10 protein-coding genes are annotated in these 13,510 nt (G+C 40.5%); 1 reads left to right on the top strand and 9 read right to left on the bottom strand.

The genetic code is table 11. The features are described from left to right. Nucleotides 1-203: 203 nt before the first annotated feature. The 7 genes from IV73_RS05760 to IV73_RS05730 form a co-directional block, all read right to left on the bottom strand. Nucleotides 204-4,778, bottom strand: a complete 4,575-nt coding sequence (locus tag IV73_RS05760; RefSeq protein ID WP_057756170.1) for a PolC-type DNA polymerase III — start codon at nt 4,776-4,778, stop codon at nt 204-206. 9 nt (nt 4,779-4,787) lie between these two features. Next, the gene (locus IV73_RS05755; protein WP_057756167.1) at nt 4,788-5,420 is read right to left on the bottom strand and encodes a DUF1361 domain-containing protein; all 633 of its coding nucleotides are present in this window, start codon (nt 5,418-5,420) and stop codon (nt 4,788-4,790) included. 238 nt (nt 5,421-5,658) lie between these two features. Next, nucleotides 5,659-7,377, bottom strand: coding sequence for a proline--tRNA ligase (locus IV73_RS05750; protein ID WP_057756164.1), 1,719 nt, complete (start codon nt 7,375-7,377; stop codon nt 5,659-5,661). Nucleotides 7,378-7,616: 239 nt separating this feature from the next. Continuing rightward, nucleotides 7,617-8,417: a phosphatidate cytidylyltransferase gene (locus IV73_RS05745; RefSeq protein ID WP_057756161.1), complete on the bottom strand. Its 801-nt coding sequence runs from the start codon at nt 8,415-8,417 to the stop codon at nt 7,617-7,619. A 22-nt stretch (nt 8,418-8,439) separates the two neighbouring features. Next, nucleotides 8,440-9,210, bottom strand: a complete 771-nt coding sequence (locus IV73_RS05740; RefSeq protein WP_057756158.1) for an isoprenyl transferase — start codon at nt 9,208-9,210, stop codon at nt 8,440-8,442. A 12-nt stretch (nt 9,211-9,222) separates the two neighbouring features. After that, on the bottom strand, nt 9,223-10,053 hold the full coding sequence (locus IV73_RS05735) for an HAD-IIB family hydrolase (RefSeq protein ID WP_057756154.1): 831 nt from the start codon (nt 10,051-10,053) through the stop codon (nt 9,223-9,225). A gap of 5 nt (nt 10,054-10,058) precedes the next feature. Next, nucleotides 10,059-10,472: a GtrA family protein gene (locus IV73_RS05730; protein WP_157049553.1), complete on the bottom strand. Its 414-nt coding sequence runs from the start codon at nt 10,470-10,472 to the stop codon at nt 10,059-10,061. Nucleotides 10,473-10,678: 206 nt separating this feature from the next. Between IV73_RS05730 and IV73_RS05725 the strand changes: the two genes are divergently transcribed. After that, nucleotides 10,679-11,479 (top strand): hypothetical protein, encoded by an 801-nt coding sequence (locus tag IV73_RS05725; RefSeq protein ID WP_236697739.1) that lies wholly within the window; start codon nt 10,679-10,681, stop codon nt 11,477-11,479. A 54-nt stretch (nt 11,480-11,533) separates the two neighbouring features. Here the strand turns inward: IV73_RS05725 and hpt are convergent, their stop codons facing one another. Further along, a complete protein-coding gene (gene hpt / locus IV73_RS05720; RefSeq protein WP_057756150.1) occupies nt 11,534-12,073 on the bottom strand; it encodes a hypoxanthine phosphoribosyltransferase in 540 nt (179 codons plus the stop codon). After that, on the bottom strand, nt 12,070-13,368 hold the full coding sequence (locus tag IV73_RS05715; protein ID WP_057756148.1) for an adenylosuccinate synthase: 1,299 nt from the start codon (nt 13,366-13,368) through the stop codon (nt 12,070-12,072). Before IV73_RS05715 ends, hpt begins: the two co-directional genes overlap by 4 nt. Nucleotides 13,369-13,510 lie beyond the last annotated feature (142 nt).

Below are 13,510 nucleotides of genomic sequence, written 5' to 3'. Positions count from 1 at the left end.
GACAACTTTTATATAATACCAAGTAGCTAACCAGAAGTCAACCCTCAATATTTTTTATTAATCAGTCAAGAACGTTTCGTTCCTAGCCGACTTAATTAATATACATCATCCCCGAATGTTCGTCAACTCCTAATATTAAAATGTTTATCCGAACAATAAAAAGGTCGTGAATTTATCATCCACGACCTAAACAACACTTCATTTTAAAACAATGCCATTTGATTCTCATCAGACATGCCATCAACCACACCATTGTCTTCAAAGAATTGCATCAGGCTTTGCGAAACGCCACCGCGTTTAGCTAAATCTTCTTTGGACAAAAACTCACCTTCTGCTCGAGCTGCAATAATCCGCTTGGCAACGTTATCTCCCAAACTAGGTACCGCATTAAATGGAGCAATCAACCGTTGTCCATCAATAATCCACTCTTCAGAATCCGACTTATACAAATCCACCATGCCAAAGGCGATTCCACGCTCAGTCGCTTCATTGGCAATCTCCAAAACGGTGACTAAGTCGCGATCTTTAGCTGAGGCATCCAAACCTTGCGCTTTAATATCTGTAATTCGTGCTTTTAAGGCCTGACCTCCACGAGCCATAGTGACAATGTCAAAGTTGCTAGCCCGCACAGAAAAGTATGCTGCGTAATACAAAATAGGAAAATAAACTTTAAAGTAAGCAATCCGTAACGCCATTAAAACATAAGCCGCCGCGTGCGCTAAGGGGAACATATACTGAATCTTTTGTAATGACTCAATATACCATTCTTCTACCCCAGCTTCTCGTAATTCCGCTTGATATGCTTCTGAAACACCTTTTCCTTTTCGAACTTTTTCCATAATTTGGAAGGCTGATTCAGAATTAACTCCCCAATTAATCAAGTCCGTCATGATTTTATCACGCGTTCCAATCACCGTTGAAATATCAGCTAGGCCTTGTTCAATTAATTCATCCGCATTCCCACGCCACACATCAGTTCCGTGTGACAGCCCAGATATTTGGAGAAGGTCCGCATAAGTCTTTGGCTTAGTTTCTTGCAGCATCCCCCGCACAAACTCAGTCCCAAATTCCGGTACTCCAAGTGTTCCAGTTTTAGAAAAGATATTTTCAGCTTTTACACCTAAAATATCTGGTGATTGGAATAAGCTCATCACACCTTCATCATTCATCGGAATCGTCGTTGGATCAATCCCCGACATATCCTGTAAAGCACGAATCATCGTTGGATCATCATGCCCCAAAATATCCATTTTCAAAATGTTATCGTGAATTGAATGGAAATCAAAGTGTGTTGTTTTCCATTTTGCTTTAACATCATCCGCTGGATATTGAATCGGCGTGAAATCATAAATTTCCATATCATCAGGCACAATCAAAATTCCGGCAGGGTGTTGCCCGGTTGTTCGCTTCACTCCGGTTGAGCCAGCTGCTAACCGCTCAATTTCAGCAGTCTTAAAACTAACGACCTCTTCTTCAGACAAATGCACGTCTTCAAGACTAGCAATGCCCAAATCTTTTTGCTTTTGTTTCCGCACAGCTTCGTTTAAATCACGCTCATAAGCTTTGACATATCCAAACGCTGTTTTATCCGCCACCGTCGCAATCGTTCCAGCTCGAAAGACATTATTCTCTCCAAACAATGACTTCATATAATTATGCGCAAACGGTTGATAATCACCTGAGAAATTCAAATCAATATCTGGCACCTTGTTTCCCTTAAAGCCCAAAAAAGTTTCAAACGGAATATTATGTCCATCCCCAATCAATGGTGTTTGATCAATTGGCGAATTTTTCAACGGAATCGAGTACCCTGATCCATATATTCGTGGATCAACAAACTCTACATACTCACCAGCTTCACTATAGTAATGTGGCGCCAACGCATTCACTTCCGTAATTCCAACTAAAAGTGCTACCAAAGACGACCCGACCGATCCTCGTGAACCAACCAAGTATCCATCTTTATTAGATTTGGCAACCAGACGCTGCGCCACCAAGTAAATAACCGAGAATCCATTCCCAATAATTGAAGCGAGTTCACGTTCAATCCGCGCTTCAATCTGCAAAGGCAAAGGATTACCATACATTTGATGAGCTGTCGCATAAGTTTTGGCACGAATTTCTTCTTCAGCGTTTGGCATATTGGGTGGATAATTTCCAGTCTTAATCGCTTCAACATCGTCAATTTGATCAGCCACCAAATGTGTATTGTTTACGACTACCGCTTGCGCTGTTTCCGACCCAAGAAAGGCGAAATCATCTAATAATTCTTGTGTTGTCCGGAAATGAACCTCTGGCAAAGGATAGCGATTCAAAGGATTTGCTCCACCTTGAGAATTTATTAAAATTTTGCGATAAATCGCATCTTGCGGATCCAAATAATGGGCATCCCCCGTTACGACAACTGGTTTATTTAATTCTGCCCCAATCTGAACCGCGTCAGCAATAATTTCATGGAGCCGCTCTTCACCTTTAATCATTTCACGAGCTAGCTCTTGTGAATAGTTACCCGTCGGTTGAATCTCAATATAGTCATAAAATTCAGCCACTTTCTTCGCGGCTGCTGGTCCTTTACGTTCTAAAGTTTCAAAGAACTCGCCACTCGCATCACCAGTCCCAACTAAAAGGCCTTCCCGATAGTTTTCCAAAACAGCACGAGGCGTTTTAGGAACGCGATCCAAATAATCCACATTAGCTGTTGAAATCATTTTATATAGGTTCTTAACCCCCACCTGATTTTTAACCAAAACCGTCGCATGCATCGGGCGTCCGCGCCGCCATGGTTCACCTTCTGCGATATGTTGATTTAAATCAAGAGCCGTCTTAACGCCATACCGTTCTTTGGCATCTTGGATTAATTTCCGCGCAACTTGTCCCGTCGCCGTCGCGTCATAAATCGCGTTGTGCGCATGATCTAAAGGAATGCCTAATTTCTTAGCCAAGGTGCTTAACGTAAAGCGCCGCATTTCTGGATGTAAAAAGCGTGCCAAGGGCAACGTATCAATAACCACGCTCTCAACTTGGGGCATCCCCAATCGTTGATAAGTGGTATTTAACATTGGAATATCAAAATCAATCACATTGTGTCCAACTAGAATCGCATCACCACAGAAATCCTTAAAATCGGCAAAAACTTCGGCCTCATCCCGCGCATTTTCTAACATTGCATCAGTAATATGCGTAATTTCCATAATAATCGGCTGCAAAGGTTCATGGGGATTCACATATTCGTTAAATTCACCAATCACATTTCCCCCTTGCATCTTCACCGCAGATAATTGAATTACCTTATCATAGCGCGGTGCCAATCCGGTCGTCTCCACGTCAAAAGAAACATATTCGGCCGTATCTAAAATTTGATCATCGGGATTTAGCGCAAAGGGCGTGGTGTTATCTACTAGATTTAACTCTAAGCCATAAATCATCTTAAAATGTTTTTGATTTTTTAATTTAAAATCAGCAAACTCATCTGCTTCATCCTGTAACAACTGTTTCACCGCTGCCTCATCGCTTGGATCAACTTCATGTTCCTGCGCAAATTGTTTTTCCGCTTGCTTTTGATATTTTTGATTAATTTTTTTAGCTGCACCTGCTGCCTCGGGGAAAGCTTGTGCGCCCGCAGTATCAGTTACCGCCAAAGCTGGCATATCCCAGCCAGCTGCTGTTTGCACATAATCACTAATTCCGTTGGTCGCGTTCATGGTCGACATCAATGAATGAACGTGCAAATCGACCCGTTTTTTAGCACCTTGATAAGGATCTTTACGCGCCTTCTTGCCTGGAATCATCTCTATGTCACGAAACATCATCGTCAAATCATGCGTAAATGAATCTTCACGGATATTACCGCGGACACGGTACCAACCACCATTTTTCAAATCTTGCAACCATGGTTCTTCCGCTTCTTGATTTAAAAACTTTTTCAAGACAAATGAGTCAGTATAGTCTGACATTTTTAAAATGGCGAGTTTCCGACCGTTACGCAGTTCCCGAATCTCACTATCAAAAACATAGCCTTCAAAGGTCACCAAATCAGCCTCCATGTGTACATCAGCCATCCGTGTGACCACAACATTATTAGGGATCCCCTTCCCAATCGATTGATCCGTAACCTTAGAGCGCATATGGCTCTTTTGTCGGTCTTCCGCTTTTTCCGCCGCTTGCTGATTCTTACGCACGTTTGCCTGATATTCAGCCATCTGCGCTTGCGCTTTTTGGGCCAAAGCGGCTTCATCTTCAGCGCGTTTCCGTTGTCCCGCTGCCATGGATGCTTGCACTAATTCTTGATCCAAAACTAATTGAAATGGCACGGGTGCCGTAACTCCCAAATTTTGAATTTGTTCATTAATTAATTGCATCCCTGTATTCTGCGCATATTGTAACCATGGCGTTGAATTAAATTTCAAAATAATTGCTTGATCTGTAAGTTCCGTTTGGACATTTTGAAACGCCGGACGAAAGGCGCCTTGATCATTTTGGTGCTGTGCTAAAATCCAAGGCCAATAAGCATAAATTTCGGCGAGTTGCGGTTGTTTTTTTAAATCAAAATGCCAACTGGTCTGCGCAATCATTTCAAATTCACGTTGTAATCGTTGGCTAAACTCTACCGTTTCATTAACTTTAGGTAATTCTAGCAATCCAATTTGAAATTGCCATATCTTTGACTGTTCATGCACAATCAAACGCTCTAACTCAGCTTGTTGGAAACCATCAGGAATATTTTCAAATTTTAACTGTTGTGCTAAAACTTGAAATTGTTCTGCTGTATTTAATCCCATGTGTTCCTCCTAATCTTGTCGACTTTGCCAAATAATATGAAATGTCAGCATAATAAATAACTGGGCCACCGTAAAGCTTAAAACAAAGACTTTAAAATCGGCCGTTAATAACCAGCTGTGTTGACGAATAATTGCCAATGGGTTTGCTACCAAATCCCATGAATTTAATCGAGCAAAGCGACCTATATACATTGCTGTTGCCGAAACCCCACTCATACCAATATAAAATAGCGCCTGTACATACCATTCATTTAACAAGTTCATTGAATCAACAATCACTTCTAAACTGATTAATCCAATTAAAATTCCCATCATGATTCCAGCACATAAAATACCATAATTCATATATTGAATACCGGTCGCCAAAGCGGTTCCGATTGCTGATAAGTGACTAAAATCGGTTAGTAAATACATCGCATTGGGAAAGAAAATCAACCAGAGAATAAACATCCCCAGCGCCATCATTTTATGCTGTTGCCGTTTCATTTGCTGATATATCAAAGCAAAGTCTAACGGCAACAAAGCTAAAAAGACATTCCAAATTAAAAAATCAAAGCGCGAAGGTACGACATAGACCATTGCCCAAAATAAAATTACCAACAGATGCAAACCACCTACTAAATATTTTTCTGATTTCTTCATAAAAAACCACCATTATTAAATTCATCATGTCTCTTTAAATAACTATCATACCATAATCACTAAGACGTCAACATGTGTTTCAAGCAATCAAAGTGTCCATCCCAATATCTTCTAAATTTAAAAATTTAAATTAAAAAGAACACCATAAATCTAATGAATTACAGCATTCCAATTAATTAATAATTAACCATCGAATGGGCATTCTCAACACATCAATACGGTTAATTTTTCATTAATACTATTTTTCGTCTTCAGCTGGGTGTAATAAAATGGCCACGGTTTCATTCAATTCTTCAACCCGCACTTCAATGGCTTCTTCAGCCGTCCGCACCTTAACTTCAACGATTCCTTCGGCAGCTTTCTTTCCAACTGTGACACGAATTGGCAAGCCAATCAAATCTGAATCAGCAAATTTAACTCCCGGACGCTCATTGCGATCATCTAAGAGCACTTCATACCCTGCCGCTGTTAATTGAGCATAAATTTGATCTGTCAAAGCACCTTGTTCGGCATTAGTATACTTAATTGGTACTAAATGAACATCCCAAGGAGCAATTGCCTGGGGCCAAACGAGACCATTACCATCAGCATTTTGCTCAGCAATCGCTGACAACAAACGTGAAACCCCAATTCCATATGAACCCATAATGATGTCTTGTTGACGCCCATTAGCATCCAAAACTTGTGCACCTAAAGCCTTAGAATATCGAGTCCCAAGCTTGAAGATATGTCCAATTTCAATTCCCTTAGTAAAGACCAAATGACCTTGACCGTCAATAGTTGGATTACCTTCTAGCGCAACTCGAATATCTGCTACTTCGTCAATTCTAAAGTCCCGACCAATATTAGCGTTCAAATAATGGAACCCAGATTCATTTGCTCCCACGGCCACATTGACCATGTCTTGAACCCACTCATCAGCAATAATTTTAATTTCTTCGCCAACACCCACAGGTCCAAGTGAACCAAAAGTAGCTCCCAATAATTGTTCAGCTTCTTGTTCAGTCGCCATCCGCAATTCAGTTGCTCCAGTTACATGAGTCACTTTAACTTCATTGACTTCATAATCGCCACGTACTAACAGCATCACAGGTTGATTATCAGCCATCATCAAAATCGTTTTCACTAATTGTTGTGGCTCGCGCTTCAAATATTGCGCTAACTCATCAATGGTTTTTACTTCAGGTGTTGCAATCTTCTCAAGCTCACCCATTGGCGCATGCGACTTATCTGGCGTGTATAGATCCTTGGCCATTTCTAAATTGGCAGCATAGTCAGATTGATCAGAATAAGCAATAATATCTTCACCAGCACTGGCAGGCGCTGAAAATTCCTTTGAATCCGATCCACCCATGGCACCAGCATCACCCACGATGACTCGATAATTTACGCCAACGCGGTCAAAAATATTAATATATGCTTGTTCCATCTGCTTATAAGCTTCATCTAATCCAACTTGATCTACTGAAAATGAATAAGCGTCCTTCATGATAAACTCACGCCCCCGAAGCAGACCAGAACGCGGGCGTCGTTCATCACGTAACTTATTTTGAATTTGATAAACTGTCAAAGGTAACCGCTTATAAGATTTAATGTCATCGCGAATTAACGAAGTCATTAATTCCTCATGCGTAGGCGCTAAAATCATATCTCGCTCATGCCGATTTTGTAATTTAAACAAATCTGGACCATAGCTTTCATAACGTCCTGATTCTTGCCATAATTCGGCGGGCAACAAAGTTGGTGCCAACATTTCAATTGCATCAATGTGTTCCATTTCTTCGCGAATGATGGTCTCAACCTTTTGAAATACCCGCTGCGCTAATGGCAAATAGGCGTAGACTCCAGCTGAAACGGGCCGAATATATCCAGCACGTAACATCATTTGATGTGAGATCACCTCCGCATCAGCGGGCGCTTCCCGCAATGTTGGAATGAACACTTTTGATTGTTTCATAATTACCTTCCCTCTGCTTCACTAACTAGCATTTTGCTTTAGCCATATTTTACCATATCCCACCATCCCTTGCTGAAGAACTTCCCTGTGCCAACAGGTCACGTGGCTTTAGGTTGCCAAGACAGTGTGGTCTAAAATCTGCTTTTAAACATCAATATTTTCAAAAATATTAAAAAGCTATGAATGGGACAGCATACCATTTCATAGCTCATCATATCACCAATTTTATCGCATAAAACCTAATGCATACCACCTAATAGATATAATAGGGGCATCACAATTAACATTGAATCAAAACGATCTAAAATCCCACCATGTCCTGGTAAAATACTTCCCGAATCTTTAACTTTATAATAACGTTTCAATCCAGATTCAATCAAATCACCAAACTGTCCGGCGACTGATAAAATCAAAATCATGCCCAACACAATGGGTAAACTATAAGCTTGTGGGAAAAAGTAAACGTAAATCCCCATAATTACGACCGTTGCAAGTGTCCCCCCAACTGAGCCTTCCACTGTTTTATTGGGGCTTAAGCGGGGAATCAGCGGCGTTTTACCAATTTTACGCCCAATCATGTACGCTCCTGAATCAGTTATCCAGACAACCAACATCCCAAAGAAAATCACACTCAGACCGGCTGCCCGGGCTTGAACGAGGAAATGGAACCCCATTCCGATATACATCATTGCTAAAGTAAAGACACCCGCATCCTCAAAACTAAATTGATTCTTGCTGATAACGGTATGAAATAACATTAATAAGATAAATACATATAATAATGAAGAATAACTTAATTCATCTGGTAAATATTGATTCCATTGTTGCCAAGTGGATGAAGGTAAAGTCATACATACTACTCCCACCATCGAAATTATAGCTTCAAATGAAACTAATAATTTTTTACGCATTAAAATAATTTCACTCATGGCAATGATGGCTAACAAAGACCCCATGATATCTAACCAAACTCCACCAGCTAAGACTGTGGGAATAAAAATCAATAGGGCCACAATCGCCGTAATCACTCGTGTTCGCATAACACTCTCCTCAAATATTTAATTAACCTTCTTTAATTCCACCAAAACGGCGATCCCGCTTTTGATAAATTAAAATAGCTTCTTTTAAAGCTTCAGCCGTCATCTCGGGCCAATGCTGGGGCAAAAAAACAAATTCACTATATGCTAATTGCCACAACAAAAAGTTCGAAATTCGCTCTTCACCACTGGTTCGAATCAAAAGGTCTGGATTCTGATATGGACTCAAATTGGCCGTCATCAAATTTTGATCAACCAACGCTTCATTAATATCAGCGACTTGCAAATCACCATCTGCAACCTGTTGGGCAATCGCTTGAATCCCGGTCACAATCTCAGCCTGACCACCATAATTTAAAGCAAAATTCAACACCATCCCCGTATTTTGGGCCGTTTGTGCCACCGCATCTTGCACAGCTTTTTGTGTTTCACCCGGTAATTGATCTATATAGCCCATCACATTCACCCGGACATTATTAGCAATCAATTCAGGTACAAAAGTATCAAAAAACTTAGTTGGCAAACCCATTAAGAATTTCACTTCGCTCGCCGGACGCTTCCAATTTTCCGTGGAAAACGCATAGACAGTTAAAACTTTGACCCCTAAATCACTCGCCGCTTTCGTGATTGTCTTAACAACTTCCATCCCCCGTTGATGTCCTGCAACTCGAGGTAGGCCTTTTGCTTTTGCCCAACGTCCATTCCCGTCCATAATAATAGCGATATGTTGTGGCATTAAATCAGCCCGTAAAACTTCAGAAGCTGACTTGCTGTCTGCTTTTTTGTTAAAAAACATGCGCTTGTTCTCCTACCTCTTTTGATCTTCTTGCTCAATTAACTGCTCAATTGTTGCTATCACTCCATCATGTTCGTTATCAGCCACCGCTGTTGACGGGATGCGTTCATGCATAAACGCTTCAGCATTTGGCATCACATATGGGTGACCCACATACCGTAACATCTCCAAATCATTACTATTATCACCAAACGCTGCCATTTCATCGGGTTGAATTCCATAAATGTCACTTAATGCTTTTAAGCCCGTACTCTTATCGGTATGCGCCGCCAAAATCGACACCGACCCGAAACCAGATCCCGTCGTATGTAGCTCTTCGCCAAATGTTTGCCGAAGTTCTTTGACATATTCTTTAACGTTGGCATTCTCTGGCCAGATTAATTCCATTACCAAAATATCATCATCAACTTCAACTAACTTATCAATTTGTTCCACCCGCGGATAAAATTGACGAACCGCTTGAATTATTTCAGGCGTCGCATGATTAGAAACATAGGCTGCTTTAGCCCCAGAAAGGATAATCAAATTCTCCATTTCCGCTCTCGTTGACGCATTCCAAGCGACTACTTTTTTAATTTGCGCTTTAGAAACTGGTCGTTCATATAAAATATCTTCATTATCAGAAACCATAGCACCATTACTAGAAATATATAATAAGCGTGCTGGATTAACGGGAGCGAAATACTGCTTAATTTGGTCCAAATGATTTCCCGTTGCGACCACCAATTTCATATCCCGGGCATCCATTTGATCTAACAAAGCGGTAAAGCGTTGATAATCAAATTTTTTACCATTATTTAATAAAGTTCCATCTAAATCGGTTGCTACTAATTTAACTGCCATGCTGTTTACTCCTTACTTTTAAAAATAAACCACTTACTCAATCCATAATTGGCAATAATAACAAAAATATTTTGAATAATATTCCAGATAAAATCATTTTGCTGTAAAGCGCTCACACCCAACCACATAATCGCTGATCCCAATAGACCAGTTAATAATCGGGCAAAATAAAAATTGAACGTTTCACGTAAAATCGCTGAAAGTCCTCGGGATTGTGATTGAAAGACCCAGCGTCGGTTGGTTAAATAGGCAAACAAAACCGCTAAAAACCAAGCACTCCAATAAGCCAATTGGTACGGCCATGCCATCAAATGCAAGGCTCCATAGACAACAATATTCACGAGTGTCGTCAAACCCCCAAAGACTAAATAGAGGATTTGTTCCCGATATTTAACTAACAATTGTTTTAACTTTGTCAAAAATTTTCCCTGCCTTATCTCCATTTTTTGAATTTAGGACAACTTACCCCATAATTCTACATTTCTTAATTGTACCATTGAATGCATACGGATAACACTCTCGACCTTTCTAAAATTTCTCATAAAGCATAACTTATCTCAATATTTTCGAGTATAATAAAGAGGTTTAGTATTAGTTTAAAAATCAATATTTTAAAGGATTCATCATGCCAAATACAATAAGTTCAGCCGGCAATTCCAAATCCGGCCACATCAATCAACCAAAACAGCTCCTTCATACAAATACACCTATCAACTGGAAAACCGTTTGGATTGCTCCGACCCTTTCGTGCCTTGCTCAAATCTTAATCTGGTGGACATACCCGCTAATTTACTCTAAACAATTAAGCGCTGGTCAATGGCAGAATAATCCCTGGTTGTTGACCTACTCCATTTTTCTCGCCTTAGCTATCTACTACACTTTCAATGATGCTTTTAAGGGCTGGCGCCACTATTTGTTGCTCCTCGTTCCCCTCTTCTTATTATATTTTTTATATCATGAAGTTACGATCCAACAATTTATTTTGCTTTTTTTAATGCCCATATCCCTTATCTTATTCCATTTCAAATGGCTTAATTTACAAAATATTTTTGGCTTAATTTTATATTCGGGGGTCTCGACCCTTTCGATGCCGGTTGTCATCTTTTATCAACAGAACACTTTCTTAACTAAGCCTTTCTTACTTAGTTTGCTCCCTCTATTGTTAAGCTATTTATTTTATATGAGTATTATTTTCGTGCCCGAAGGTAAAAAGAAGCGCATGACCGCCCTCGTTTTTGGAGTCATGTTATTATTAAATACTCTCTCTCTACCTTGGAACATCTGGACAATTTTGGCACTTATCATCATCGTCTTTACTTGGATGGTCCTGATTAATTTAGATTTGAAACAAAAATTCCGAATGAGCTTCTTTAGTATTTTACAAGCCGTCACTGTCTTATTAATCTTTTTCCAACAATCTCATTAACCTACACACAAAAGGCCGCTAAGATTTTTAACATCTTAACGACCTTTTTTTATTTTAAACTTCCACTAAATCTAACGTTGCGATATAACTTAAATTCCTAAAATGATCATTGTAATCCATCCCATAACCAACTAAGAAATCATTCGGTGCGCTTGCCCCAATATAATCCACCGGGAAAGCAACTTGTTGGGTTTGGCGTTTATCAAAAGCCACCGCAATTTTCACTGCCTCAGCTCCCCGCGCTTGAAGTAATTCTTTCAACCACAATAGCGTCAATCCACTGTCAATCACTTCATCAAGTAAGATGACCGTTTTACCCGTTACATCTAAGCGCAAATCATCTAATAACGTCACTTCACCGGTCGAACCATCATTCAAATAGCTGCCAACCCGCAAATAATCCATCTGCACATCTCCACCAATTGCGCGTAACAAATCGCCCATCCAGAGATAAGCTCCTTTCATTACGCCGACAAAAATCACTTCCGATATCTGATCGGCATAATCTTGCTGTATTTCAGTGGCCACACGTGCGACCATTTGACTAATTTGGGCCGCAGTGAAAACCGTCGTTCCTAGTTGTGCCCGTTTCATGCTTCTGCTGCCTTCCATAAATCAAATAATGCATGGGTTTGCTCTTTGGCTGGGCCAACCGCAAAAGTATAAAGCGGTACCCCAACTAGCGCCTCAACCCGTTGCAAGTAATGTTTCGCATTCAATGGCAAATCATCCCGATTTGTAATTCCACTCAAGTCTTCATCCCACCCTGGTAACTCTTCATAGATGGGTTCTACGCGTTCTAAATCACGCATCGATGCTGGATAATTTTCAATTCTTTTTCCATCTAACTGATAAGCCACCGCAATTTTAATAGTTGGTAATCCCGAAAGCACGTCCAATGAATTCAAGGCCAAATCAGTGAAACCACCAATCCGGGCCGCATGCCGCATAATGACAGTGTCTAGCCAACCAATTCGGCGTGGGCGTCCAGTTACAACCCCATATTCATGAGCCACTTCTCGAATATGGTCACCCGTTGCATCAAATAATTCTGTGGGAAAAGGACCATCCCCGACCCGTGAAGTATATGCCTTCATCACTCCAACCACCCGTTGAATAGCAGTTGGTCCGACACCACTTCCAATTGTTGCACCGCCACCAACTGGTGAAGATGACGTTACATATGGATAGGTCCCCTGATCAAGATCTAACATTGCGCCTTGCGCACCTTCAAATAAGATTCGTTGTTGCTTTTGCACAGCCGCGTTAATTAACTCAGCTGTATCCATAATATATGGCTTCAATTTTTGTCCATATTCTAAGTATTCATCAAGCAAAGGCTCCAACGCAAGCGGTTCATGGTGATAAATTTTCTCTAAAATTTCATTTTTTTCCGCTAAAACATAACTAAGTTTTGGCCGTAATTCAGCTTCATCCAGCAAGTCAATCATCCGAATCCCGATACGGGCCACTTTATCCATATAAGCAGGACCGATTCCCTTGCCAGTCGTCCCAATCTTTTGGTCACCTTTTTTTTCATCAACAAGTTGGTCTAACAACTGATGATAAGGAAAAATAACATGCGCGCGGTCAGAAATTCGTAAATTGTCAGTTTGCACCCCTTCTTGTTGCAACTCCGCTGCTTCTGCCAATAGTGCCTTAGGATTCACCACCGTTCCATTACCTAAAACAGCTAACTTATCCGCCGCAAAGATTCCCGATGGTATCGCTGAAAGTTCAAACTTGTGACCATCAACGTAAATCGTATGCCCCGCGTTATTTCCCCCTTGGTAACGCACTACCATATCAGCTTCTGCCGCTAATAAGTTAGTTAACTTTCCTTTACCTTCATCACCCCATTGACTCCCAACTACTACAATGCCTGCCATGTTATTATTAACCTCCTGTTTTTATATCTACTTATCAGAAAATGTTCGTGTTTTCATCTGTTCGCAAACTTTTACTTAAACATCTTAGCAATTAATTCGGAAATTGACAACTTTTCTGTGTTATTTTTAAGTTGTTAGCGGT

The organism is Weissella kandleri, from assembly GCF_001438705.1.
Taxonomy (GTDB): domain Bacteria; phylum Bacillota; class Bacilli; order Lactobacillales; family Lactobacillaceae; genus Weissella; species Weissella kandleri.
The sequence above is the reverse complement of the archived record's forward strand: the minus strand, read 5'-3'. Positions and strand labels throughout refer to the sequence as shown.

Excerpts from the sequence above, each read along its gene's own strand:
- IV73_RS05740 (WP_057756158.1), bottom strand. The coding sequence starts at position 9,210 with ATGTTTTTTAACAAAAAAGCAGACAGCAAGTCAGCTTCTGAAGTTTTA.
- IV73_RS05735 (WP_057756154.1), bottom strand. The coding sequence starts at position 10,053 with ATGGCAGTTAAATTAGTAGCAACCGATTTAGATGGAACTTTATTAAAT.
- IV73_RS05745 (WP_057756161.1), bottom strand. The coding sequence starts at position 8,417 with ATGCGAACACGAGTGATTACGGCGATTGTGGCCCTATTGATTTTTATT.
- IV73_RS05725 (WP_236697739.1), top strand. The coding sequence starts at position 10,679 with ATGCCAAATACAATAAGTTCAGCCGGCAATTCCAAATCCGGCCACATC.
- IV73_RS05750 (WP_057756164.1), bottom strand. The coding sequence starts at position 7,377 with ATGAAACAATCAAAAGTGTTCATTCCAACATTGCGGGAAGCGCCCGCT.
- IV73_RS05760 (WP_057756170.1), bottom strand. The coding sequence starts at position 4,778 with ATGGGATTAAATACAGCAGAACAATTTCAAGTTTTAGCACAACAGTTA.
- hpt (WP_057756150.1), bottom strand. The coding sequence starts at position 12,073 with ATGAAACGGGCACAACTAGGAACGACGGTTTTCACTGCGGCCCAAATT.
- IV73_RS05715 (WP_057756148.1), bottom strand. The coding sequence starts at position 13,368 with ATGGCAGGCATTGTAGTAGTTGGGAGTCAATGGGGTGATGAAGGTAAA.
- IV73_RS05755 (WP_057756167.1), bottom strand. The coding sequence starts at position 5,420 with ATGAAGAAATCAGAAAAATATTTAGTAGGTGGTTTGCATCTGTTGGTA.